The organism is Glycocaulis abyssi, assembly GCF_041429775.1.
Lineage (GTDB): Bacteria > Pseudomonadota > Alphaproteobacteria > Caulobacterales > Maricaulaceae > Glycocaulis > Glycocaulis abyssi.
Genome location: NZ_CP163421.1, coordinates 329,879 through 353,466, shown reverse-complemented (window position 1 = coordinate 353,466; position 23,588 = coordinate 329,879). Strand labels below are relative to the sequence as shown.

The following is a 23,588-nucleotide window of genomic DNA, read 5'->3' as shown; positions in this document are numbered from 1 at the left end:
GATGCGGGCTTGCGCTGTCTGCTAGCCTTACACGAAGAAAATCTCAAGCGCCGGAGACGTTATGAACGCCCTAATTGCGCATACGCGCCGTCAGATCGCCTGCCTCGCCGGTCTTGTAATTGCCGTCACCAGCAGTGCCGGAGCCTTTGCCCAGGAGCGCGCACCCGCCGTACGTTCGGCCATTTCCGAATGTGAGGCAGCGGCGCTTTCAGGCACTGACGCAGCCCGCGCGCTTGGCGCCTGTGACTTTGCGCTGCGTGATTCGAGCCTCGGTGACGAGGAACGCGCCCGCCTGCATCTCAACCGCGCGGCCCTGTCGGCGGCACGCGGCGATGGCCGCAATGCCATGACAGACCTGAATGCGGCGCGCGCCCTGCTGGATGATCTGCCGCAGCTTCATCTGACGCTGTCGGCCGCGCAGATCCGCATCGGGGATTTCAACGGTGCGCAAGCGTCGGCCCGGCGCGCGCTGGAGCTGGGGCTGGAGCCATCGCATCTGGCCCATTTCAACCGCGCTATCGCGCTGGAGCGCCTCGGCCGGTATGACGATGCCTACGAAGCCTATCGCGAAGCGGCCCGGCTGGCGCCTGACAATACCCTGCTCGCCGCCCAGCCCCGCCGTTTTGCAAGGCATCAGCCTTAGGGAAGTTACTTCCGCAACGCATCCCCCGGTCGTAGCCGGGGATCGCGCTTTTCAGGCCGCTATGCGGCCTGTCTGACATCCCGCTTGCCTCTCCACCGGGTCCCCGGCCCCAGAGCCGGGGTCCATTTTTCCAGCCACCTGGCTTGTCCATGGGTCCCCCGTCGGGGCGGGGGACCCCGGTTGAACCAGCGGGGCAGTAAATGGCGCGAAGCCCGGCCTGCCCCCGCGGAGGCGGGGGATGGGCTGAGCATCAGGAAAAGACCTGCGAGAGCAGGGTCGATAAGGCGGGCGCACGTGCCTATGTTGGGTGTGACACGCCCCAGTAGGAGAGTCCGATGGCCAGCACGCCTTCCACCGATCCGTTTGACGGATTTGCCTTCGATGCCGAAGACGCTGGCCGCGTATTGCGCGACAGCCTTGCCGGAGCGGACGATGGTGAGCTGTTCCTTGAAACAGAAGCCAACGAGACTCTGGCCTTCGATGATGGACGACTGAAAGCGGCGAGCTTTGATGCCGGGCGCGGCTTTGGCCTGCGCGGCGTGTTTGGCGAGACCACCGGCTTTGCGCACTCCAATGATGTAAGCCTTGCCGCGCTCAAACGCGCTGGCGAGACAGCCGCTGCCGCCCGGCAGGGCCGCAATGCGGTGATGGCGCCGCCCCCGCACGGCACGAATGTGAAACTTTACGACGATGTCGATGTGATCGGCGAGCCGGGCTTCGAGGCGAAAGCCGCCCTTCTGGGCGAGATTGACGCCTGGCTGCGCGCGCGCGACCCGGAAGTGGTGCAGGTGGGTTGTTCCATCGCCGCCTCGCGCCGCGTGATCGGCATCGTGCGCGCCGATGGCTATATGGCCCATGATGTGCGCCCGCTGGTGCGGCTGAACATCTCCGTCACCGTCGAGCGCAATGGACGGCGCGAAAGCGGCAGCGCTGGCGCTGGTGGCCGCGCGGAGTTCTCCCAATGGCTTTCGGCTGAAAGCTGGCAGGGGCTTGCCGACGAGGCGCTGCGCGTCGCCAAGGTCAATCTCGAAGCGGTGGACGCCCCTGCAGGCGAATGGGAAGCGGTGCTGGGTGCGGGCTGGCCCGCCATATTGCTGCACGAGGCGGTCGGTCACGGCCTGGAAGGCGATTTCAACCGCAAGGGCACCAGCGCGTTTGCGGGTCGGGTCGGCAAGCGCGTCGCCGCGCCGGGCGTCACCGTCATTGATGACGGCACCATCCCCAATCGCCGCGGCTCTCTGACCATAGATGATGAAGGCACGCCGACGGGCCGCACCACGCTGATCGAGGACGGCATTCTGGTTGGCTACATGCAGGACCGGATGAATGCCCGCCTGATGGGCGTTGAGCCGACCGGCAATGGACGGCGCGAAAGCTATGCCCACGCGCCCATGCCGCGCATGACCAACACGATTATGACCGCCGGGGATCACGACCCGGCCGAAATCCTCGAAAGCCTTGATGACGGCATCTATGCCGCCAATTTCGGCGGCGGGCAGGTGGACATCACCTCTGGCAAGTTCGTCTTTCGCTGCACGGAAGCCTACCGCGTGCGCGGCGGCAAAATCGCCGAACCGATCAAGGGCGCAACCCTGATCGGGGACGGGCCCAGCGCGCTGACCCGCATCTCCATGATCGGCAATGATTTTGCCATGGACCCCGGTATCGGCACGTGCGGCAAGGCGGGCCAGGGCGTGCCGGTCGGCGTCGGTCAGCCGACCCTGAAAATCGCCGGGATTACCGTTGGCGGGGCAGGATAAGACCTGGCTCCGCTGCGCTGCATCATTACAGAAAAGCAATTAAATCACTGAAATGTGAGGGATATTTCTGCATCGTAACTATTAAATGACACGCAGGAAGCGCACACACCCTTCCATGTCTTGGGAGGGACCATATTGTGAAACATCTTTTCTGTTCGGCGGCGATCGCGCTGGCCATAGCCACCCCTGCTGCGCTCGCGCAGGAAAGCCTGCCCGTCCAGAGCGGCGCGGCTGAGAACATCCTCGTCTACGAGCCGGACTTCTTCGCGGCCGCCAATCCATCCAATGCGCTGGACATGGTCAATCGCATTCCGGGATTTTCGGTGAGTGACGGCGCCTCGGTGCGCGGGTTTGCGGGCGCGGGCGGCAATGTGCTGATAAACGGGGCGCGGCCGGCCTCCAAGGACGATACCGGCACATCCGTGCTGACGCGCACCCCGGCAAGCCGGGTGGAACGCATCGAGTTGATCCGTGGCGGCGCGCCGGGCATCGACATGCAGGGCCAGAGCGTGGTCGTGAACGTCATTCTGCGCAGCGAGATGTCGCGCCAGCACACGGTTACGGCGCAGGCAATGATCTTCGAGGGCGGCCCTGCATTGCCGGCCGCGCGCTACGAGTTCTCCTCCAGCAATAACGGCACACAATGGGGCTTCCAGGTTGCCCGGACGCTGGCCACCAGCGACTCCACCGGCTGGGGCACATCAACCCGGCGCGACGCCTCTGGCGCAGTTGTCTCCGAAGAGCGCCTGCGCAACCGTTTCGACGGCGGCGGGTGGAGCACGCGCGGCAACTGGTCCGGGCCTGTTGGCGAGGGACGGGTGGAAATCACCGGCGGCTATAACTGGTTTGAATTTGAAGATGAGCTGTCGTTCAGCGTGCCGGGATCGCCTGAACGGCTATTCACGTTCGACGATGATGCCAGCCGGGCCGATCTGGGGCTGAGGTATGAACGCGCGCTGGGTGAGACGCTGAACCTGGAAACCCGCCTGATCCAGAATTACCGCTGGGGCGGGTTCGCCAACAGCGCGCAAGGCCCCGGCCTCGACCAGCGGTTCGAAGCGGACCGCACCTCCGGCGAGACGATTGCGCGCGGCGTGCTGCGCTGGGAGCGCAGCGAGACGCTGACCTGGGAAGGCGGCGGCGAGCTGGCCTACAATTTCATGGATACGACACAGAGCTTTACCAATAACGGCGTGCCGGTTGCCCTGCCGCTGGCGTCCACGCTGGTCGAAGAAATCCGCGGTGAGATGTTCGGCCAGGCCAGCTGGAGACGCTCCGAACGGCTGCGCCTTGAAGCCGGGCTGCGGCTTGAACACTCCACTCTCCGGCAGAGCGGGGACGCCTCGTCCGAACGCAGCTTTTTCTATCCAAAGCCGCGCCTTGCCCTGACCTTCGACCCGGTTGAGAATCGCCAGATACGCCTGCGGTTCGAACGCGAGCTGGGACAGCTCAATTTCGGCGATTTTGCCGCGTCCACCTCGCTGTCGAACGATCAGGTTCGCGGCGGCAATCTGGAACTGAGACCCCAGCAACGCTGGATCAGCGAGGCGGTGTTTGAACAGCGCTTCAATGGCGAGGGTATTGCCACGCTAACCCTGCGCCATGACGAGATTTCCGACGTTATCGATGTGATCCCGCTTGATGGGGGGCTGGCAGCGTTTGGCAATATCGGCGATGGCAGCCTGACGCGCATTGCCGGCAATGTGCGCCTGCCCTTGCGTGATCTCGGCATGGAGCGCGGGCGGGTAACCGTGAACGTGCAGTATGACCACACGCGCGTGACCGATCCCACAACCGGCGAGAGCCGCCAGATCTCGCGCGTGCGTCCGCTAACGGGCTATATCAACTTTGAAAACGATGTGCCGGACTGGAACCTGCGCTGGGGCGTGAATTACACGCCGTATTTCCGCGAAACCACATTCAACCCGGACCAGAAGCGCTGGTTCGAGCTGCACAATTACGTCACGCTGTTTGCCGAATATACATTCGATAACGGGTTGGCGGCCTATCTCGCCGTGACGATCTGGGATGATTTCCGCATCGACCGGGACGTCTATTCGGACCGCGCCACGCAGGCGCTCGCCTTCCGCGAAGAGCAGCGCATTGACCCGCGTGACTTCCTTCAATTCCGCCTGCGCCGGACGTTCTAGGGATCAGAAAATGCGGCCCGGAGGTCACACCTCCGGGCCTGCCTTCTAGTCCCGCACCGGCACGTCCGGTCCCGGCTCTGAAGGTCTGGCCATCTGGTCCTCGGCAAGGCCATGGCCGAGGCGTTTGAGCCAGAAGCTCGCCAGCCCCATCACGACGCCCAGCCCGATCCCGACCAGCCCCACCGTGCCGAACACGTCCGCATAGCCCGCAAGCGCGCGTTCAGGGTCCAGCACCTGCCCGGCCACGGTGTCGGTGGCAGTCAGGGCAGCCAGCAGGCCTGCCACATATTGCGAGAAGGCGAGCGCCAGGAACCAGCCTGCCATCATGAAGCTGACCACGGCCGCCGGGGAGAGCTTGGTGATTGCGGAGAGACCCACCGGCGACAGGCATAGCTCGCCGGTCGTGTGTAAGAGATAGGCGAGCGCCAGGAAGAAGAGCGGCACGCGGTAATTATCGTCCGCAAACTGCATCCCCCAGACCAGCACGAGGAAGCCAAGCCCCACCTGTACCAGAGCCAGGCCGAATTTCAGCGGCGTGTTGGGATTACGCTGCAACTTCGCGAGAAACGCCCACAAGCCCGCAAACAGCGGCGCGAAGACGAGGATGAAACCGGCATTGAAGGACTGGGTCTGCGAGGCGGTCAGCGTCATGTCCAGCGCAATCGGCCCAAATGCGATCAGGCGCTCTGGCGACAGCTCCAGATTGGTATTGCGCGCGGCAAAGAGGTTCATCGACGAACCGGCCTGTTCAAACAGCGCCCAGAACACGACCGAAACCACGGTGAGGATCAGTGCGAGGATGAGCCTTTGTGTCTCCTCGGCCGTGCAGTTGGCGCGCATGAACCAGCCGATATAGCCCATGAAAAGCAGTGCTCCGCCGACCAGCAGGAGCAGCATTACATCCACCCCGCCAACACCGGGCAGCGGCAGGCTGAGCTGGTGGGCCTGGATGAGGAACCAGACGCCGCCCACGCCCAGAAAGCCGAGCAGATAGATCACCGTCTCACGGCTGAGCGGCCCCAGCACGCGCGCTTTCAGGGCCACCGGATCGGGCGGATTGCCGACATCGGCGATCTGGCTCTTGCCGGGCAGGAAGAAGGCGAGGCGCCCGCGCACGAACACGATCCAGCCAAACGCCATGCCAAGGCCGGCCAGCCCGAAACCGGCCCACCAGCCGACCGTCTCGCCCAGCAGGCCGCACAAAATCGCCGCCCAGAAAGCTCCCAGATTGATGCCGTAATAATAGAGCGTGAACCCGCCATCGCGGCGCGGATCATGTTCCTCGTAGAGCTGGCCGACGATGGAAGAGATATTCGCCTTGAGGAAGGCCACGCCCATGATGATGAGCGAGAGCGCGAAGTAGAGGATCGCAAGGCCGCGCCCGTCGCGATAGGTGACTTCCGTCTCGAAGCTGCCGGCAGGCAGAAGGGCGGGCAGGCTGGCCTCTGCGGGCAGGTTCGCAATGATGAGATCGCCCTCCCGGTTGGCCGAGAAGCTGTAAAGCCCGCCATCGACCTCCAGCTGGACGGTGCGCAGGCCCCCGCGCCCTTCGGCAACCAGCGTGTAGGCCGCGCCCTCATAGCGCAGCTCTTCCTCTGACGGGCGGCCCTCAATTCCCATGGCCAGATGCCCCGCGACCAGCAATAGCGCGCCATAAGCAATCGCCTTGCGGGTGCCCAGATAGCGGTCGGCCAGGAAGCCGCCGATAAGCGGCATCAGATAGACCAGCGCCGTATAGGCCCCGTACTGGGTGCTGGCGAAGGCGTCATCAAAGAGGAAGTGCTGGGTCAGGTAGAAAATCAGCAGCGCGCGCATCCCGTAATAGGAGAAGCGCTCCCACATCTCGGCGAAGAAGAGGATATGCAGGCCCCTGGGGTGCTTTCGCATCTGGGTGATGACCGGCACAATCGTCACCAGCGTGACCAGAATCCCCACCAGCACAACGATATTGATGACCATGACTGCCCCCGCGCGGGGCAGGCCTGTAACAGGCCCACCCTGATTTTGATGAGCAGGACTGAATCACGCTCCGGCGTTTCCGGCAAGGCGGGGGCGATGTTGAACGGCGGTTCGCACCGCTGTATGAGTGGCACCGCTCTGGTGGAGCCGCTGGCTGTGACCTGCGAAAACTAAGTGCCCCGCGCCGGACGGTCTCCGGTTTGCGATGGAGCACGAGACCCATGACAACCCGCATCTTCCTTGACGTCGAAGCCGCCTATGATCGCTGGGCGGACAGCTATGACGCGCTCGACAATCCGATGGTGTATGCCGCCACGGCGGCGCTGGAGCGGCAGCTCGAGCGCTTCACCGGTAAGTCCGTAGCAGAGCTGGGCTGCGGCACCGGACGCAATCTGGCGGCCCTGACGCGCGCTGGCGCTACCGAGCTGTGGGGCTGCGACCTATCCGCTGGCATGCTGGAAAAGGCGAAAGACACCGCACCGGGTGCCACACTGGTCCAGCACGACATCACCCGCCCGCTGCCGGTTGAAACCGGCCGCTTTGACTGTGCGCTGGTCAGCCTTGCCTATGAACATGTCGAGAGGCTGGACGAGCCAGCCGCCGAACTCGCGCGCATTCTCCGGCCCGGCGGGTTCGCGCTGATCCTCGAAATCCACCCCTTCATGACGCTCTCCGGCATTGGCGCGCATTTCCCGGACGGGGACCGCGAGGTCTACATGCCAAGCCATCCGCACAGCTTTTCAGACTGGCTTGCCACCTTCCGCCATGCCGGCCTGACGGTTTCGGACTGCACCGAATGGCAGGGCCGCGATTTCGGACCGGACGCCCCGGCAAAGCTGCGCGAACGCCATGCCGACAAGCCCTTTCTCGTAGAGTGGGTGGTGAGTCGGTAGGAGGTTCCTGTCCCGCGTCATCCCCGCGCAGGCGGGAACGACTAAAGAGTGTGAAACCCTAGTTCGCCTTCTTCGGCGGGGTGGGCGCAAAGGGTTCCGGCAAGGGTGCGCACGGCACGCCGTCTTCGGCGAGCTTTGCGCGCTCTTCGGGTGTCGTTTCACCATAGATCAGGCGTTCGGGCTTTTCGCCCTCATGGATGGCGCGGGCTTCTGATGCGAAGTCCGGGCCGACATAGTCGTAATTTTTGCGGATATGGGCGCGCACCTTGCGGGCGACCGCGTCCATGTCCGGCTCGCCATTAGTGCTGGTTTCCCGGCCCTTGCTGGTACGCACCGCAGGCGCCATCACGGCGCGCGTGACAGCGACCGAGCCGCATTCCGGGCATTCGACAAGCCCGCGCGCTTCCTGGCTTTCATAATCGTCGCTGGAGGAGAACCAGCCCTCAAAGCCATGGCCCTCATTGCATTGCAGGGCGTAGCGAATCATGGGCCGGTGAACTCCCGCCCGCCTTTGAGCGCCGGGATGCGCTGGCGCGCCGACAGCGCGTCTTCCGCGTCGATATCGGCATAGAGAATGCCCGGCTCATCATGGTCGAGCACGCCCAGCACATCGCCCCACGGACCCACCACCATGGAGCGTCCCCATGTCTTGCGGCCATCCGCGTGCGTGCCGCCCTGCGCAGGCGCGAGGATGAAGCTGCCGGTCTCGATGGCGCGGGCGCGCAAGAGCACCTCCCAGTGCGCCTTGCCGGTGGGGCGGGTGAATGCGGCCGGTACGGTGATGGCGACCGCCCCCGCCATGGCCAGCGCGCGGTAGAGATAGGCAAAGCGTACATCGTAGCAGATGGTCAGGCCGAGCTTCATGCCCGCCGCCTCTGCGATGACAGCGCGGCTGCCGGGCGCGTAATTGGTGCTCTCTGACCAGATTTCGCCATTGCCGATAGCGACATCGAACATGTGGATCTTGTCGTAATGGGTTTTAAGCGCCCCATCCGGCCCGAACAGCATGGAGCGGTTCACCGCCCTGCCATCTGAACCCTTCAGCGCCATTGACCCGGCCAGCACGTCGATCTTCAGCTCGGACGCCAGCGCCGCGAGGCGTTTGACGCCCCCATCCTCATCCGGCGCACGCAGGGTCTCGAACAGGGCCTTGGCATCCTTCTCAACCAGATTGGTCACTTCCGGCGTTGCCACCAGCTTTGCGCCCCCGCCCGCTGCCTGACGGATCGCGGCCTCGGCGGCATCCATATTGCGCTCCGGGTCGGTCCCTGAACGCATCTGGACAAGGGCGATTTTTGTTTTCGCCATTACGCGCCAGCCTTCAGTAGGGAATCGAGCCTGCCTTCAGCTTCCAGCGCGAAGAGGTCATCACAGCCGCCCACATGCGTCTCGCCGATGAAAATCTGCGGGAAGGTGTTGCGGCCCGAACGCGCCTGCATCTCGGCGCGCAGGGCCGGGTCAAACCCCGCCTCGATCTCCTTCACCGCAACGCCCTTGTCCTTCAACAGCGACAGGGCGCGCGAGCAGAAGGCGCAGAAGGGGCGGGTGTAGATGGTGATGGCAGGCGTGGTCATGGGCTTGGCTTTCGTGAATCAGCAAAATCAGGTCTGGCGCTTATGTAATGACGTCGCTGGTTCTGACAACGCGCGCAAGCGTCAGGGCATCAACGCGCGCCGCCCCTGCCCGTTTCAGGGCACGCGCGCACGCCTCCAGCGTCGCCCCGGTGGTGTAAACGTCATCAATGAGGATCAGGCGCGCGCCCTTGATCCTCTCTTTTGCGCTTTGGCGCACGGCGAAGGCACCGGCGACATTGCGCCTGCGTCCCTTCGCGCTCTGTCCGCCCTGGCTGGGTGTGGCGCGGCGGCGCATGAGAATATGCGGATCGCATGTCACGCCGGAGAGCTTGGCCAGTGATTGCGCCAGCAATAGCGACTGGTTGAAGCGGCGCTGGCGCAGGCGGCGCGGATGCAGCGGCACAGGCACCAGATAATCGGCCTCTGCCAGCATGTCCCTGCCCGCCCGGCGGATCCAGCCGCCAAAGGCGGCAAGCCCGTCCACCCGCCCGCCATGTTTGAGCGACAGGACGAGGCGGCGGCTTTCCGGCGTGTAAACGAAGGCAGAGCGGGCGGTATCAAACGCGGGCGCACGCGCAGCACATGGCCCGCACACCGCGCCCTCGCCCGGCGGCCAGTCGAACGGAAACCCGCACGCGGCACATTGCGGATCATCAAGGAAAACAATCTTCGACCAGTCGGCGGGCGATAGCTGGCCATGGGCCGAAACCGGCTCGTAGGAGAGCAGCGAAACCGGCGGCCATATGAGGTCGGCAAAACCCCTCATCACCCGCGAGGCTTCCCTCGCGAGGCGTGCCGGTCCATATCCGCCCCATGGCATCATCCTCTGACACCCCGCCTCTACTGTTTGACCGCACGCTCCTGCGCCAGCGCCGGACCCGTGCGGCAAGAGGCTATGAGGAATTTGCCTTTCTGGCGAGCCGTGCCGCCGATGATCTCGCTGACCGGCTGATGGCGGTGAACCGCACGTTTGACCGCGCGCTGGTCATTGGCGGGGCAGGCGCGGTGGGCCGGGCGATTGCCGCGCGCCCGGAACTCGCCGCGAAAATCGGAACGCTGATCGAGGCGGATATATCGCCCGCCATGGCCGCCAAAGCATCAGGCGCGTCGCTGGTGATGGATGAGGAGCGCCTGCCGGTTGCCGATGAAAGCGTGGGCCTTGTGGTCTCCTGCCTCTCCCTGCACTGGACGAATGATCTTGTCGGCGCGCTGATCCAGATCAACCGGGCGCTCAAACCCGACGGCTTCTTTGCCTGCGCCATGCTGGGCGGAGCGACCCTGACCGAACTGCGCCAGTCCCTCATGGCCGCCGAAGACGAAATATACGGCCAGGTGTCGGCGCGCGTCTCGCCCTTCGCCGACACGGTAGACCTTGCAGGATTGCTGGCGCGGGCAGGCTTTGCCATGCCGGTATCGGACGTGGACCGGCTGAGCGTACGCTATGGCAATGCGTTCGTGCTGATGCGCGATCTGCGCCGCATGGGCGAGACCAGCGTGCTCGCCAGCCGCCCGCGCACACCCGTCCACCGTCAGTTTTTCGTCAAAACCGCGCAAATCTATGCCGAGCGCTTCGCCGAAGCCGATGGGCGTATTCCGGCGAAGTTTGAAATCCTGCACGCAGCCGGCTGGGCGCCCCATGAAAGCCAGCCCAAACCCTTGCGCCCCGGCTCGGCCAAGGTCCGCCTAGCCGATGCTCTGGGCGTGAAGGAACGCGGCGCAGGCGAGAAGGCGGGCGGCTAGCCTGCCTCAGTCCGCGCGTATGGCCTCCCACACATTCTCCCGGCCGACGCGGGCCTCCCATTCGCGGTACTGCCCGGCCCAGCCTTGCGCATAGTCCGGCAGGCCGCCCGGCGGCGGATCGCTGACATGAAAGGCCATGCCTTCCTTGAACCAGATAGGCGTGCGCTCGCGCCCCAGCAGGCCAAGCTCCTGTGCCTGCAACATGTGTATCAGCTCATGCTCCACGATATATGTCTGCCAGGCATGGGGCGCGATCACGATGCCCAGATCAAACACGGCTACACCGGCGCCCCTGCCCCCGAACGCGCGATAGCATGCGCGCGTCGAGCAGAAGACGGCGCGCGGCGGACGGTTCAGCGCGGTAAGCTTGGCGGCGACGTTCGCCATCCCTTCGCCATAGAGCTGTTCTGCCGTGGGCAGGGCCGCGATATCGTCCACACAGACCGGCCCGGCGCAAACCACGCCGTTCAGCTCAGGCGCGATGATCCGCATAGGCTTGAAAAACATCCAGGCTGCCGCCGGTATCATCACGGCAACCAGCAGCGATGCACCAGCCAGCGCAATAACCAGCCCACCACGGCCAGACCGCATGCCCTAACCCTTCATCATGCTGGGCGGCTCGCCCGTCCAGCGCTTGAACGCGCGTGAAAACGCCGCCGGATCGGAAAAGCCCAATAGATAGGCCGTCTCCTTCACCGACACCTTGCGTCCGGCCAAGTAATGCAGGGCGAGCTGGTGGCGCAAGGCGTCAAGTATCTGCTCAAAGCTGGTCCCCTCGCCCTTCAGGCGGCGATAGAGCGTCTGGCGGCTGATGCCGAGCTGGCCTGCGACTGTCTCCGCAGAGACACCTCCTGTGTGCAGGGCAGGCAGTGCGGCAGCCTCCACCCGCGCACGCAGGCTTTGTCCCTGCCCGATGCGCTCCAGCATCCGGTCGGCATGGGCGGCCAGCACGCCGAACACATAGCGCGGCTGCTCGGCAATGGTGTGGGAGAGCCACGCCTCGTCGATCCGCATCGCATTCCAGCTCGCTCCAAACCGTACCGGCGCGCGGAAAATCTCCTGATACACGCCGGCATAGCCGGGGTCGGAATAGCTGACCTGCACCTCGTGCACGAAGGGCGTATCGCCAAAACGGCGCGTGCCGCTGACCATCAGGGCAAAGCTGGTTTCCACCAGTTCGGGAAAGTCCGGCGGGATCACCCGGTTATCCACCAGCCACAAGGCACCGCCCTTGCGTTGCAGGGCAAAGCGCTCGCCGCCATCGGTATTGGCCGCCTCCACCACCAGCTGACCATAGCGGTTCATCTGGGCGAACGCGTCCAGCATGGTTTCCGACGCCAGGCAGATCAGGCCCAGTATCGAGATGTCCGACAGATCCACTGCCGCGCCATAGCGCAGCGCAAGAGCCGGATCGCCCGTCATCGCCTTGGCCGCGCGCATGAGGGCCACATAGCGCTCGAACGGAATGCGGGCATCGTGGTCGGCTAGGCTGTCAGGGGCGATGCCCGCAGCCTGCAATAGCGCGTGGCGGCTGGCACCGCTGCGCTGGGCAAAATCCACCAGCGTAGCGGCATACCCGGCTGCGACCGTAGGCCCGCTCAACGGCAACCACCCGTGCTGTGTCCGCAGATCATGCCCGCGATACGTCCGGTCATGGAGCGCCATCCGCGCAGCGATAAGCTCCTGGCAGGTCGATAACTCAAGGATAACAAACCCATGACTCGTCAAACTCCGCCCGGCGGCCTGCCCGCACGCCTGCTGCAAGCTTCGGCCGCGCTCTGGTTCATCATTGCCGCCGCCTTCCAGCTTCTCTTCGCGTTCTACATCGCCGCACTTTACGGCACCGGCACGTTACGCGGCGATAGCGCGGTGTGGAACCTCATCATGCGCAACGGGCATATCGAGGGCGATCCAGCAGGCAATGCCGCCATGATGGCCCATGTGCTGCTGGCCTGCCTGATTACGATTGGCGGACTGGCCCAGCTCACCCCGCAGATACGCAACCGGTTTCCGGCCTTTCACCGCTGGAATGGACGCTTCTACCTCACCCTGGCCGTTATCATCTCGCTCGCCGGCCTGTTCCTGACCTGGACGCGTCCGGCGGCCAGCGGCCTCTCCAACGATATCTCCATCTCGCTCAATGGCGTGCTGATCCTGATTTTCGCTGCCTTCACCGTGCGCCACGCCATGGCCCGCCGGATCGATATTCACCGGCGCTGGGCGACGCGGCTCTTTCTGGCCGTCAGCGGGGTCTGGTTCCTGCGCATCATGATTTCCGGCTGGATCATGCTCCATCAGTCACCACTCTGGCTGGGCGACCGGCTGGACGGCCCGGCAGGCGTATTCTTCGGCTTTGCCTCATTCCTCCTGCCGCTGGCCGTGTACGAGCTCTATCTGCGCGCGGGCGATGGACACAAAGCGGGAGCAAAGCTCGCCATGGCGGCTCTCATCACCGCGCTGGCAGGGCTGACAGCGTTTGGAGGGTTTGCCGCCGCCTTGATTATGTGGCTGCCACACGTCTGACCAATGTGGAAGGCGGCGGGGGCCGTTAGCCCCCCTCGCCCGATAGCGCGCTGGTAACTTCGGTCTGGACGTGAGCCCACATGCCGCCATTCTCCCCGCTCAGAAGCGTCAGCGCGCCAATCAGCACCAGCGCGATCAGACCAGCAATCAGCGAGTACTCGATGGCGGTAGCGCCGCCGGTATCGGCGGTCAGAGCCGGTCGCGCAGCTCGGCGGCCAAGGGAATGTCGGCGGGCAGAAGCGCATACCTGCTCAAATCGTGCGGTTTCACCCAGGCGATGTCCTGGCCCTCTTTCGGGTCCGGGAACCCGTCCCATTTGCGGCACACATAGAGCGGCATCAGCAGATGACGCCCGTCCTCCAGCGGATGGGACGCAAAGGCGAAGGGCTGCAGGCAACGCTCGCATGGCTCCACTCCCAGTTCCTCGCGCAGCTCGCGTACCACGGCTGCTTCGGGGTACTCACCCGCCTCCACCTTGCCGCCGGGAAACTCCCATTGCCCGGCAAATGCCTTGCCTTGAGGGCGCTGCGCGATGAGCACCCGGCCATCGGGATCAACAAGCGCGCACGCCGCCACCAGCAAGAGGTGGGCTTTCTCAGCCGGCATCATGCCTGATCCTTCGTTAAATCGGAGTGTGTGGACACGGTTAGCGCGAACCTAACGCTCAGATGCCTCGCCGGCATCATCCAGGCCGGCATCATCGGGTTCGTCTTCGCCGGATTCTTCAGGGTCACCGGGCTGAACAGGGCCGGGCGCGCGTATCTGGGAGGGGGCGGGCACGCCGCTGCGCGTGACCGGATAGGTCTGGCGCACCGTGTCGAGCAGCGTCTGGATTCCCTCCAGCGTCAGGAAGCGCACGATATTGCCTCGCAGGGACTCCAGCCCCGGACGCGGCTGTACGCGCCGGTCGGTCACCCGCAGCACATGCCAGCCATAATCGGTCTGGAAGGGCTCGGAGATCACGCCCACTTCTGTGTCAAATGCCTGCCGGGAGAAAGCCTGCACCATGCCGTCGCGCGTGAAATAGCCCAGATCCCCGCCATCAAGACGCGTGCCGGGATCCTGGCTGACCTGCCGGGCCAGCTGCGCAAAATCCTCACCCTCGGCCAGCAGGCGGGCAACTTCCTCTGCCTCCTCTCGCGTGGTGACGAGGATGTGGCTGGCACGCACTTCCTCCACACGTGGGGCCAGCCTGTTCTGCTCCTGGTAGATCCGCTCAATGGCCTCGTCCGTGATGGAGTTGGCCACCACCGTCTCGACCAGGATATTGCCCAGAATGCGCTCCTCGGCGGCGGCCAGACGGCGGCGCGCCTCGATATCGCGGTCCATGCCGCGCCGCAGCGCTTCCAGCGCCAGCAGGCGCTGCTCGGTCAGCTCTGACAAAACCTGCTGGAAAACAGGGTCTGACGGCGCAACGCTGGCTGGCTGGTCATGCAGGCTGCGCGCGGCAATCTCCCGGCGCACATCCGAGGCATAGATGACAGTCGTACCCACCTCGGCGACCACGGAATCGTCCGGCCCGGCAGGCTCCAGCGCCAGGAAGCGCGCCAGCACGTCTACCCGCCCCTCGGCCCGCACGGCGGGTTCGGCAGGTTCTGCCTGGCGGTCAGGTTCAGCGCCGCACGCGGCGAGCACAGCGGCAGAGACGAAGATTGCGAGAGCTGCACTGCAGCGTCTGGCGGTCCGGTTCGATTGACACACTATGCCTGCCTCCTTAAGTCCCTGATCTCAAGCGCGCTGCTTCAGGGCCAGCGCCGCACAGGCGCCCAGGCCACGTACGGATTTGCCTTGTACACTGGCCCGGTGCGTCTGATCACCCATTTCGCCCCGCGACGGCTGATAAAACATGCTTTCTTTTACCCGCAAACTCTTTGGCTCCTCAAACGACCGTACCGTAAAGCGCATGATGCCCAAGGTGCATCAGATCAATGCGCTGGAGCCGGAATTTGAGCTGCTCGATGACGCAGCCCTGCAGGCCAAAACCGGCGAATTCAGGGCACGGCTGGAAAAGGGCGACACGCTCGACAGCCTGCTGGTAGAGGCGTTTGCCGCCGTTCGCGAAGCCGCCAAACGCTCCCTCGGCCAGCGCCATTACGATGTGCAGCTTCTCGGCGGGATGGTACTGCACGAGGGCGGTATTGCCGAGATGAAAACCGGCGAAGGCAAGACGCTTGTCTCCACGCTCGCCGCCTATCTCAACGCCCTGCCCGGCAAAGGCGTGCACGTGGTCACGGTCAACGACTATCTGGCCCAGCGCGACTCCGAGTGGATGGGCCGGGTGTTTGAACGCCTCGGCATGAAAACCGGCGTCATTCTCAACCAGATGCTCGATGAAGAGCGCCGCCGCGCCTATGCCTGTGACATCACCTACGGGACGAATAACGAGCTCGGCTTCGACTATCTGCGCGACAACATGAAATACAGCTTGCGCGAGATGGTGCAGCGTGGCCATGCCTACGCCATTGTCGACGAGGTGGACTCTATCCTGATCGACGAGGCGCGCACCCCGCTCATCATTTCCGGGCGCACCGATGACCGCTCCGATTTCTACAAGACGATCGACAAGCTGATCCCCTTCCTGAAGGACGAGGATTTTGCGCTCGACGAGAAGAACCGCTCCGTCACCTTCACCGAGGAAGGCAACGAGCACATTGAGGAGCTGCTGCGCGAGCACGGCCTGCTGGACGAGGGTGATCTCTACGATATCGAGAACATCGCCACGGTTCACCACGTGAACCAGGCCCTCAAGGCCCACAAGATGTTCCAGCGCGACAAGGATTATATCGTCCGCGAGGACAAGGTGATGCTCATCGACGAGTTCACCGGGCGGATGATGACCGGACGGCGCCTGTCAGACGGACTGCACCAGGCCATCGAGGCGAAGGAGAATGTCGAGATCCAGCCTGAGAACCAGACGCTGGCCTCAATCACCTTCCAGAACTATTTCCGCCTCTATAAGAAGCTGTCAGGCATGACCGGCACGGCCTCGACCGAAGCGGAGGAATTTGCCGGCATTTACAGCCTTGGCGTCTCGGAAATCCCGACCAATCGCCCTGTCCAGCGCATTGACGAGGAAGACGAGCTCTACCGCACGGCCAAGGAAAAATACGACGCGATCATTACCAGCATCGAGGAAGCGCACGGGCGCGGCCAGCCCATCCTCGTCGGCACCGTGTCGATCGAGAAATCCGAAGTGCTCTCCGAGCTTCTGAAAAGGCGCAAGATCAAGCACCAGGTCCTCAATGCGCGCTATCACGAGCAGGAAGCCTCCATCATCGCGCAGGCCGGCGTTCCCGGCGCCGTGACCATCGCCACCAACATGGCCGGGCGCGGCACCGACATCCAGCTCGGCGGCAATGTCGATTTTCTGGTCAATGACTGGCTGACCGAGGAGCGAAAAGCCGGACGCGAGCCGGACGACACGGCCGTTTCCGAAAAGCGCAAAGCCATCGAGGCAGAAGTCGCCGAACGCAAGAAAACCGCGCTGGAAGCCGGCGGGCTCTACGTGATCGGCACCGAGCGCCATGAATCGCGCCGGATCGATAACCAGCTGCGCGGACGGACGGGCCGTCAGGGTGATCCGGGCCGCTCGAAATTCTTCATTTCGGTGGAAGACGACCTGTTGCGTATTTTCGCGCCGGAGCGCCTCGACACCATCATGCGCACCATGGGCATGAAGGAAGGCGAAGCCATCCAGCACCCCTGGATGTCCAAGGCGGTCGAGACGTCGCAGAAAAAGGTCGAGCAGCGCAATTTCGACATCCGCAAGAACATTCTCAAATACGACGACGTGATGAACGATCAGCGCAAGGCGATCTTCGAGCAGCGCATCGAGTTCATGGAATCGGAAAATGTGTCCGACGTCGTGAAAGACATGCGCCATCAGTGCGCCGAAGACCTCGTCGAGCGCCACATGCCGCCGCGCGCCTATGCCGACCAGTGGGACACTGAAGGCCTGCAGGAAGAGGTCGAGAAGCACTTCAACCTCCAGCTCCCGATCAAGGAATGGGCGTCAGAAGACGGTATCGCCAACGAGGAAATCCTTGAGCGCATCCTGAAAGCGGCTGACGAGGCGTATGCCGAGAAGGCCGCCAATACCGGGCCGGAGCTGATGCGCCGGATCGAGAAGCAGATGCTGCTACAGACCATCGACCATAACTGGCGCGAGCATCTGCACCAGCTGGACGCGCTGCGCTCGGTAATCGGCCTGCGCGGCTACGCCCAGCGTGATCCGCTGAACGAGTACAAGAGCGAGGCGTTCGCGCTGTTTGAAAACCTGCTGGACAATCTGCGCTTTGAAACCACGCGCATACTGTCCTCGATCCGGGTTGAACCTGCCGCGCCGCCTCCGGAAATGCCGCGCGCGCCGCAAAACATGCAGGCCAGCCGCGTCGATCCGACAACCGGCGAGCCTGTCTCGGGCGATGGTGCGCCCCGGACACCGGCGCGTGGCCCGGCGGTCAGCCGTGCTGCTGCCGCGACCTTGAACCCGAACGATCCATCCACCTGGGGCCGCGTGCAACGCAACGCTCCTTGTCCGTGCGGATCAGGCAAGAAGTACAAGCATTGCCACGGGGCTATCGGGGCTGAATCCCCCGCGTCCTGAACTCCAGGAAGCCCGAAGGGCTATCCGGGACCTCGTGCAAGAAAAGCGGAAAGAGACCCCGGCTAGCTGCTGCGCAGCGTCCGGGGCTTCACCGTGTCAGGCCGCATCCAGATCGACAACGCCGTCAAGATCATCGGCATGCTCGCGGAAATCATCCGGCAGGGCCGTGCCCGTAAAGCATGAGCCGGTAAAGCGGCCGCGCCGCACATCACAGCTTTTCAGGCTGGCGTAGGAGAAATCCGCGCCTGTCGCGCTGATATCGCGCAAGTCCGCACCCTCAAGATCGGCATAGCGCAGCACGGCGGCGGCAAGGCTCGCTGCCAGCTTGCGGTCATTGGGCAGCAGGAGCGCGCCGATCTTCGCGCCGCGCAGATCGGCATTGTTCAGACGCGCGCCGGTGAGGTCGGCCCCGCGCAAATCGGCCCCGCGCAAGGACGCCATGCGCAGATCAGCCTTCTCCAGCCGCGCGCCCTGCAGCTGGGCACCGCCCAGATCAAGCCCGTACAGCGTCGCACCGCGAGCCTGCAAGGCTGTGAGATTGCGCCCGGAGAGCGTCTTCAGCCCGCGCATGTCAGCCCCGTCAAACGTCGATGGCGCGCCCTGCGTCCCGCCGGTCTCGCACCACAACGCATGAGCCTCCAGCGCCTTGGCCGTCTCGTCGGCATTGGCCGCCAGCTCCGGCCCGGTCGGCGTATCGGTCAGTGCGCCGTCCGTGCGCATGCCGCGCGTGTGTGCATGGTCGAGCTTGGTGCCGATGAGCACGGTATGGGTCAGGTCGGCTTCGGTCAGGTCGGCGCCCGACAGGTCAGCGCCTTCCAGATTGGCACCGGGAAAGCGCGAACCGCGCAAGTTTGCCCGCTGCATGCGCGCGCCGATCAGCACCGCGTCGGAAAAGTCCGCGCGCTGGGCGATGGCGCCTGTCATCTTGGAATTGGAGAGGTTCGCGCCGGTGAAATTGGCCTCCACGGCCTCGTTGGGGCGCTGCTCGTGGGTGATGATGGCCAGACCCTTTTCCCGGTCCACCTGGGCTATCGCGCCCTCACGCAGATCAGCCTGGCTGAGATCGGCCCCGGTCAGGTTCGCACCGCGCAATATGGCGCCGCGCATATCGGCCCGGCGCAAGGTCGCTCCGGCCAGATTGGCCCGGCGCATATCGGCGGCAAACAGGTTGGCTGTGGTAAAATTGGTGCCGGCCAGATTGGCGCCTGCCAGCACCGCGCCGGAAAAGTCCGCATCGGTGAGATTTCGACCCGACAGGTCCAGCCCCTCAATCACCTTGTAGGCGAAGCTGGCGCGCGCACCATTCATCCGCCCCTGCAGGAGATTGGCGTGCCGCTGGCAGATATTGTCGACCTCGTCCTGCGAGAGCCGGTGATAGGTTACGGGGCGTCCAATCATTGCGCGCGTCAAGTCCCTGCCGCTTCGCCGGATCCAAAAAGGACCCGGCTACGCGTTACAGGATAGCCCGAACGGGCTTAACGCCGCGTTGATAGACAAAACGCCCGGCCGGGCGGCACTCTAGTGCGCGTCAATGCCCGTCATCGGGGTAAGCGCACGCGCGCCTTCGCGCACCTCATCGCGGGCAGCTTCCGGCAGCGCGACAAGGCCACGATCGGCCAGATAGCCAAACGGGCCGAAGGCATCTTCGCTGGTAAGCTCTTCAACCCATTCGCGGATACCCGGAACGGCCGCAACGTGCTGGTTCTTCACATAGACGAACATGGAACGGGCGATCGGATAAACGCCTTCGGAAATGTCGTCATATTCCGGCTCGACGCCTTCAATGGTCGCGGCCACAAGCCGGTCCATATTCTGTTCGAGATAGGAATAGCCGAACACGCCGACGGCGGTGCCGGAATTGGCTACGGTCTGGACGATCACATTGTCGTTCTCGCCGCCATCAATCCAGGGGCCGTCCTCGCGCAGGCGGCTGGAGATTTCCTCAAACCGGTTGCGGTCGCTGCTGCGCAGTCCATCGAGGCAATCGATCTGGCGCGCGCCCGGCTGGATGGCCAGCTCAATCCAGCTGTCGCGCGTGCCGGAGGTCGGAGGCGGGCCGATCACCTCGATCCGGTCAGACGGCAGATCATTGGAGACATCCGACCAGCGCCGGTGCGGATTGGGAATGAAGGCTTCGCACGAATAACCGGCAACATCGTTGAAATCGCGGTCTGCGAGCATCTGCCCGCTGGCGCTGAACACCGGCTCGCCAGCGTCATCTACCGGCATGGGGATGGTGAAGGCGAGCGCAAGGAAGAGATCGCGGCGCTGGAAATCGATAGAGGGCGTGCCGGCCGCCCGGGTGACGACAATACCGTCATAGCCGACCGGAATTTCGGTGATCTCGCGTACGCCATTGCGCCGGCAGAGCTCAAACTCGCTCGGCAGCATGCGGCGCGATGCACCGGTAATATCGGGATGGCGCAGGCCCACACCGCCGCAGAACAGATTCATGCCACCGCCCGTACCGGTCGATTCCACCACCGGCGTGCGGAAACCGGAGGTGGCACCAAAATTCTCCGACGCGGCCGTGGTGAACGGGAACACGGTGGAGGAACCGACAATGCGGATGGAATCGCGCGATTGCGCCTCAACGCCTGCGCTCAGCGCCAACGAGACCGCTACGGCAGAAACACACGTCAGGACAGCAAATTTCATGTTTTGACCCTTCGGGGTTGAACAAACTTGAACCGCACTTCGCATGGCAAGATGTCAGCTGTGTGACATCTTGCCGGCACATCTTGTCACGTCTGCGTCATCTGCAAGGCCGCTCCTTGTATTCCCTCTAGACCAGCCGCCTGCGCAGCATTTGCGAGATCAGGTCCACGGCCGTCACGGCCGCGATGATAATCAGCAGGATGGTAGCCGTCTTGCCGTATTCGAACGAGCGGATGTTCTGGATCAGCACCTGGCCGATACCGCCCGCACCGATAAGGCCCAGAATGGTCGCCGCGCGGGTGTTGGATTCAAACCGGTAGAGCGCATAGGACGCCCAGAGCGGGATGACCTGCGGGATCACACCCCACACCACCTCATTCATCGGCCCCGCCCCGGTAGCGCGTACGCCCTCCACAGGCCCGTCATCAATGGCTTCGACTGCTTCGGAGAACAGCTTGGCGAGAACCCCTGTAGTGTGCAGCGCCAACGCCATCACACCGGCAAACGGGCCAAGGCCGACCGCCGCCACGAAAATCGCCGCCACGACCAGCTCGTTGATAGCGCGGAAGGCATCCATCAGGCGGCGCACCGGCTGCACGATCCAGACAGGCGCGATATTGCGAGAAGCCAGCAGGCCGAACGGAATGGCCGCGATAACGGCCACCACCGTACCCCACAGCGCGATCTGCACCGTGATGAGGGTCTGGCGGGCATAGGTCTCCCAGCCATCGAGATCGAGCTGGAAGAAGCCGGCGATATACTCACCCATGCGCGGTGCATTCGTGCCCAGAAGCGGCAGCTTGAACATTTCCGCCGGCCAGAAGCTCCAGATCAGCAGGCCGAACAGACCCGACCAGATAGCTGCATCGATCAGACGGTCGCTCATCAGCCGCGACGGGCCAAAGCGCGGCGGGCGCGAGCGGATCATCAGGAGTGTGAAAAGGGCAAGACCGGCCCCGAGGCCGATAAGGCCACGCGTCAGCTCGCTGGCCGTCACCCGCCGGATGCGGCGCTCGACCTCGATGCGGGGCTGGGCAGACAGGAAGGCAGAGACCAGCGTGTTGATGTCGGCGCTGGCAGCGTCCGGTTCGGCCTCCATGCGGGCGCGGGCTTCGATGAGGTCATCAGCAAGGTCGCGCACGGCGACACGCCGTTCTTCGGCGGCGAGCTCACGCATGGCCAGCTCTACCTGCTCCAGCCGCGTTGCCCGTTCGCCCTCTTCCAGCGCGTCGCTGGCTTGCGTCTCGGCCAGATCGCGCATCAGCTCCAGCCGCCGGATCGGCAGCAGATGTTCGTCAGTGGCCGGCAGGAAACCGCCCAGGAACAGGTCTTCCAGTACCGCCTGCTCGTACTCGCGCTGTGCGGCGTCTCCGCGGAACCCGTAGGTGAGGAAGAAGGAGAGGAGTTCGGCTTTCGTCTCCTCAGGCAGATCGCGCCGCCAGACAATCGGGTCAGTCTGGATCAGCGGCGAGGACCAGAGAATGCGCAGACCCGCCAGCGCCTCAGGACGGGTCTGGGCCAGACGGTCTAGATTGGTGGTGTTATTGGTGCCTGCATCGACAAACCCGTTCACAACCGCCAGCGCGGTCTGCTCGTGATTGGCGTTTGTCACTTGTGCAAAGCAGGACTGCGGATCGATACCGCGCGGCGCAAAGATATAGGCCAGCGGTACCAGCGTGCCGGAAGTGGAGTTGGGATCACCCAGCGCGAACGACATTGAGCCATCGCACACCAGCAGGTCTTCCAGCGTACGGATCGGGCTGTCTTCGCGCACCAGGATGACGGAGCGATACCCCTCCTGCCCGCCCGGATAGAGCGTTTTGGCGAACACTTCGGCATCGGCCAGCCGGATCGCCTGCAGGCCGGAGAGGTTGGAGAACCAGCCCACATCCACCTGGCCAAAGCGCATCGCCTCAATCACGCCGGCATAGTCGATCGCCGAGACCAGCTCGATATCACGCCCGGTCGTCTCTTCCATGTCTTCCACGAAGGGCTGCCACAGGGCCTCTACGGCCTCTGTCTGCTCGGTGGAGATGACGGAGAAGACAATGCGGTCGCGCTCCTGTGCGAGCGCTACAGGGGCCGTGAGGGCCATGCCGAGAAGGACAAGCAGGCGAAGGAGGAGACTCATGCGCGCACAGGCTCCTCGTCCATCACATCGCGGTATTCATCGCCGTAGATCTCGATCAGGCGTTCACGCGTCAGCCCGGAAATGGGCCCGTCATAAATGATCTGGCCCGCTTTCAGCGCGACCGCGCGGCGGCAGTATTTCAGCGCGTAATCGACCTGGTGGAGCGTCACCACCACCGTCATGCCGTCCTGTTCGTTCAGCTCTGCCAGAAGGCGCATGACGCGGCGCGCAGACACCGGATCGAGCGAGGCAATGGGTTCGTCGGCGAAAATCGCCTCGGCGCGCTGCACCAGAGCGCGCGCAATCGCGCCGCGCTGCTGCTGGCCGCCAGACAGATTGGCCGCGCGCTTGCCAGCATGCCCGGCCACGCCAACGCGCTCCAGCGCCTCCATGGCGCGCTTGCGTACATCATCCGGGAACGAGCCGGTAATGCCGCGCCAGGGCGCAATCTGGCCGAGCGATCCCAGCATCGCGTTGGCGTAGAGGCTGGCGCGGGTAACAAGATTGAATTGCTGGAAGATGAAACCGACCCTGGCACGTGCCCGGCGCACGCGCGCCGACAGCTTGCCATTCTCCTGCACCTTCTCGCCAAACAGGCGGATAGCGCCAGAACCGGCATCAGCCAGCACCAGGCCCGAGGCCAGACGCAGCAGGGTGGACTTGCCTGAACCCGAAGCGCCGATCAGCGCCACCATCTCGCCCGGCTCTACCGTCAGGCTGGCGCCGGAAAGGGCGACCGCCGTGCCGTAGGTCTTCGTAACCTGGTCAACCGACAAGGCGGGATTCTTCGCGGTCATTTTTTATCCCCTCCACCCGGCACTTTTTGGCCGTTGGCGCGTTCGTGTTATGCCATACGAAATGTCGTGTGCCACCCTTTCCGGCACCGGTTGCCGCATGCCGCTGCGCTGCTGTGGATTTTCTCTTTACAGCGCCGCAGCGAGGCCCTAAATG

General features: G+C 64.1%; 21 protein-coding genes. 7 read left to right on the top strand and 14 right to left on the bottom strand.

Translation table 11 applies throughout. The features are described from left to right. Positions 1-61 precede the first annotated feature (61 nt). From AB6B38_RS01795 to AB6B38_RS01785, 3 genes are all read left to right on the top strand, one after another. Positions 62-643, top strand: coding sequence for a tetratricopeptide repeat protein (locus AB6B38_RS01795; protein ID WP_371393960.1), 582 nt, complete (start codon positions 62-64; stop codon positions 641-643). Positions 644-978: 335 nt separating this feature from the next. Beyond that, positions 979-2,403: a metalloprotease TldD gene (gene tldD, locus AB6B38_RS01790; RefSeq protein ID WP_371393958.1), complete on the top strand. Its 1,425-nt coding sequence runs from the start codon at positions 979-981 to the stop codon at positions 2,401-2,403. 137 nt (positions 2,404-2,540) lie between these two features. Further along, positions 2,541-4,553 carry a TonB-dependent receptor plug domain-containing protein gene (locus AB6B38_RS01785; RefSeq protein ID WP_371393957.1) on the top strand — a complete coding sequence of 671 codons (2,013 nt, stop codon included), beginning with the start codon at positions 2,541-2,543 and terminating at the stop codon, positions 4,551-4,553. 45 nt (positions 4,554-4,598) lie between these two features. On the opposite strand, the gene AB6B38_RS01780 is transcribed toward AB6B38_RS01785, so the two are convergent. Continuing rightward, positions 4,599-6,506: a peptide MFS transporter gene (locus tag AB6B38_RS01780; RefSeq protein WP_371395057.1), complete on the bottom strand. Its 1,908-nt coding sequence runs from the start codon at positions 6,504-6,506 to the stop codon at positions 4,599-4,601. Between the two features lie 227 nt (positions 6,507-6,733). On the opposite strand from AB6B38_RS01780, the gene AB6B38_RS01775 reads away from it, so the two are divergent. Continuing rightward, positions 6,734-7,405 carry a class I SAM-dependent methyltransferase gene (locus tag AB6B38_RS01775; RefSeq protein WP_371393956.1) on the top strand — a complete coding sequence of 224 codons (672 nt, stop codon included), beginning with the start codon at positions 6,734-6,736 and terminating at the stop codon, positions 7,403-7,405. A gap of 58 nt (positions 7,406-7,463) precedes the next feature. Here the strand turns inward: AB6B38_RS01775 and AB6B38_RS01770 are convergent, their stop codons facing one another. From AB6B38_RS01770 to AB6B38_RS01755, 4 genes are read right to left on the bottom strand one after another with little or no spacing between them, the layout of a single operon-like run. Next, positions 7,464-7,892 carry a DUF1178 family protein gene (locus AB6B38_RS01770; RefSeq protein ID WP_371393954.1) on the bottom strand — a complete coding sequence of 143 codons (429 nt, stop codon included), beginning with the start codon at positions 7,890-7,892 and terminating at the stop codon, positions 7,464-7,466. Further along, positions 7,889-8,713 carry a carbon-nitrogen hydrolase family protein gene (locus tag AB6B38_RS01765; protein ID WP_371393952.1) on the bottom strand — a complete coding sequence of 275 codons (825 nt, stop codon included), beginning with the start codon at positions 8,711-8,713 and terminating at the stop codon, positions 7,889-7,891. The genes AB6B38_RS01770 and AB6B38_RS01765 overlap by 4 nt, the downstream gene beginning before the upstream one ends. Beyond that, positions 8,713-8,979, bottom strand: a complete 267-nt coding sequence (gene grxC, locus AB6B38_RS01760) for a glutaredoxin 3 (protein WP_371393951.1) — start codon at positions 8,977-8,979, stop codon at positions 8,713-8,715. Before grxC ends, AB6B38_RS01765 begins: the two co-directional genes overlap by 1 nt. Before the next feature lie 40 nt (positions 8,980-9,019). Continuing rightward, positions 9,020-9,745, bottom strand: a complete 726-nt coding sequence (locus AB6B38_RS01755) for a ComF family protein (RefSeq protein ID WP_371393950.1) — start codon at positions 9,743-9,745, stop codon at positions 9,020-9,022. 47 nt (positions 9,746-9,792) lie between these two features. Here AB6B38_RS01755 and AB6B38_RS01750 point away from each other — a divergent pair, with 47 nt between their 5' ends. Next, positions 9,793-10,719 (top strand): methyltransferase domain-containing protein, encoded by a 927-nt coding sequence (locus AB6B38_RS01750; RefSeq protein WP_371393949.1) that lies wholly within the window; start codon positions 9,793-9,795, stop codon positions 10,717-10,719. A 6-nt stretch (positions 10,720-10,725) separates the two neighbouring features. Here the strand turns inward: AB6B38_RS01750 and AB6B38_RS01745 are convergent, their stop codons facing one another. Then, complete coding sequence (locus AB6B38_RS01745; protein ID WP_371393948.1) at positions 10,726-11,310, bottom strand: hypothetical protein; 585 nt, start codon at positions 11,308-11,310, stop codon at positions 10,726-10,728. A 3-nt stretch (positions 11,311-11,313) separates the two neighbouring features. After that, positions 11,314-12,321: an AraC family transcriptional regulator gene (locus AB6B38_RS01740; protein ID WP_371393947.1), complete on the bottom strand. Its 1,008-nt coding sequence runs from the start codon at positions 12,319-12,321 to the stop codon at positions 11,314-11,316. Between the two features lie 114 nt (positions 12,322-12,435). Between AB6B38_RS01740 and AB6B38_RS01735 the strand changes: the two genes are divergently transcribed. Further along, positions 12,436-13,242: a DUF2306 domain-containing protein gene (locus AB6B38_RS01735; RefSeq protein ID WP_371393944.1), complete on the top strand. Its 807-nt coding sequence runs from the start codon at positions 12,436-12,438 to the stop codon at positions 13,240-13,242. Between the two features lie 25 nt (positions 13,243-13,267). On the opposite strand, the gene AB6B38_RS01730 is transcribed toward AB6B38_RS01735, so the two are convergent. From AB6B38_RS01730 to AB6B38_RS01720, 3 genes are read right to left on the bottom strand one after another with little or no spacing between them, the layout of a single operon-like run. Then, complete coding sequence (locus AB6B38_RS01730; protein WP_371395056.1) at positions 13,268-13,435, bottom strand: Flp family type IVb pilin; 168 nt, start codon at positions 13,433-13,435, stop codon at positions 13,268-13,270. Continuing rightward, the gene (locus AB6B38_RS01725; RefSeq protein ID WP_371393943.1) at positions 13,432-13,851 is read right to left on the bottom strand and encodes a (deoxy)nucleoside triphosphate pyrophosphohydrolase; all 420 of its coding nucleotides are present in this window, start codon (positions 13,849-13,851) and stop codon (positions 13,432-13,434) included. Before AB6B38_RS01725 ends, AB6B38_RS01730 begins: the two co-directional genes overlap by 4 nt. A 48-nt stretch (positions 13,852-13,899) precedes the next feature. Beyond that, positions 13,900-14,943 carry a peptidylprolyl isomerase gene (locus AB6B38_RS01720; RefSeq protein WP_371393942.1) on the bottom strand — a complete coding sequence of 348 codons (1,044 nt, stop codon included), beginning with the start codon at positions 14,941-14,943 and terminating at the stop codon, positions 13,900-13,902. 145 nt (positions 14,944-15,088) lie between these two features. Between AB6B38_RS01720 and secA the strand changes: the two genes are divergently transcribed. Next, positions 15,089-17,848, top strand: a complete 2,760-nt coding sequence (gene secA, locus AB6B38_RS01715; RefSeq protein ID WP_371393941.1) for a preprotein translocase subunit SecA — start codon at positions 15,089-15,091, stop codon at positions 17,846-17,848. Between the two features lie 96 nt (positions 17,849-17,944). Here the strand turns inward: secA and AB6B38_RS01710 are convergent, their stop codons facing one another. The 4 genes from AB6B38_RS01710 to AB6B38_RS01695 all read right to left on the bottom strand — a co-directional run bounded on the left by AB6B38_RS01710 (position 17,945) and on the right by AB6B38_RS01695 (position 23,434). After that, the gene (locus AB6B38_RS01710) at positions 17,945-19,246 is read right to left on the bottom strand and encodes a pentapeptide repeat-containing protein (RefSeq protein ID WP_371393940.1); all 1,302 of its coding nucleotides are present in this window, start codon (positions 19,244-19,246) and stop codon (positions 17,945-17,947) included. Positions 19,247-19,366: 120 nt separating this feature from the next. Continuing rightward, positions 19,367-20,506 (bottom strand): substrate-binding domain-containing protein, encoded by a 1,140-nt coding sequence (locus AB6B38_RS01705; protein WP_371393938.1) that lies wholly within the window; start codon positions 20,504-20,506, stop codon positions 19,367-19,369. A gap of 127 nt (positions 20,507-20,633) precedes the next feature. After that, positions 20,634-22,637, bottom strand: a complete 2,004-nt coding sequence (phnE, locus tag AB6B38_RS01700) for a phosphonate ABC transporter, permease protein PhnE (RefSeq protein WP_371393937.1) — start codon at positions 22,635-22,637, stop codon at positions 20,634-20,636. Beyond that, on the bottom strand, positions 22,634-23,434 hold the full coding sequence (locus AB6B38_RS01695; RefSeq protein WP_371393936.1) for a phosphonate ABC transporter ATP-binding protein: 801 nt from the start codon (positions 23,432-23,434) through the stop codon (positions 22,634-22,636). The genes phnE and AB6B38_RS01695 overlap by 4 nt, the downstream gene beginning before the upstream one ends. Positions 23,435-23,588 lie beyond the last annotated feature (154 nt).

Bases quoted from the DNA above. Each gene is read 5' to 3' on its own strand.
- AB6B38_RS01795 (WP_371393960.1), top strand. From the start codon at position 62: ATGAACGCCCTAATTGCGCATACGCGCCGTCAGATCGCCTGCCTCGCC.
- tldD (WP_371393958.1), top strand. From the start codon at position 979: ATGGCCAGCACGCCTTCCACCGATCCGTTTGACGGATTTGCCTTCGAT.
- AB6B38_RS01775 (WP_371393956.1), top strand. From the start codon at position 6,734: ATGACAACCCGCATCTTCCTTGACGTCGAAGCCGCCTATGATCGCTGG.
- AB6B38_RS01770 (WP_371393954.1), bottom strand. From the start codon at position 7,892: ATGATTCGCTACGCCCTGCAATGCAATGAGGGCCATGGCTTTGAGGGC.
- AB6B38_RS01765 (WP_371393952.1), bottom strand. From the start codon at position 8,713: ATGGCGAAAACAAAAATCGCCCTTGTCCAGATGCGTTCAGGGACCGAC.
- grxC (WP_371393951.1), bottom strand. From the start codon at position 8,979: ATGACCACGCCTGCCATCACCATCTACACCCGCCCCTTCTGCGCCTTC.
- AB6B38_RS01755 (WP_371393950.1), bottom strand. From the start codon at position 9,745: ATGAGGGGTTTTGCCGACCTCATATGGCCGCCGGTTTCGCTGCTCTCC.
- AB6B38_RS01750 (WP_371393949.1), top strand. From the start codon at position 9,793: ATGGCATCATCCTCTGACACCCCGCCTCTACTGTTTGACCGCACGCTC.
- AB6B38_RS01745 (WP_371393948.1), bottom strand. From the start codon at position 11,310: ATGCGGTCTGGCCGTGGTGGGCTGGTTATTGCGCTGGCTGGTGCATCG.
- AB6B38_RS01735 (WP_371393944.1), top strand. From the start codon at position 12,436: ATGACTCGTCAAACTCCGCCCGGCGGCCTGCCCGCACGCCTGCTGCAA.
- AB6B38_RS01725 (WP_371393943.1), bottom strand. From the start codon at position 13,851: ATGATGCCGGCTGAGAAAGCCCACCTCTTGCTGGTGGCGGCGTGCGCG.
- secA (WP_371393941.1), top strand. From the start codon at position 15,089: ATGCTTTCTTTTACCCGCAAACTCTTTGGCTCCTCAAACGACCGTACC.
- AB6B38_RS01710 (WP_371393940.1), bottom strand. From the start codon at position 19,246: ATGATTGGACGCCCCGTAACCTATCACCGGCTCTCGCAGGACGAGGTC.
- AB6B38_RS01705 (WP_371393938.1), bottom strand. From the start codon at position 20,506: ATGAAATTTGCTGTCCTGACGTGTGTTTCTGCCGTAGCGGTCTCGTTG.
- phnE (WP_371393937.1), bottom strand. From the start codon at position 22,637: ATGAGTCTCCTCCTTCGCCTGCTTGTCCTTCTCGGCATGGCCCTCACG.
- AB6B38_RS01695 (WP_371393936.1), bottom strand. From the start codon at position 23,434: ATGACCGCGAAGAATCCCGCCTTGTCGGTTGACCAGGTTACGAAGACC.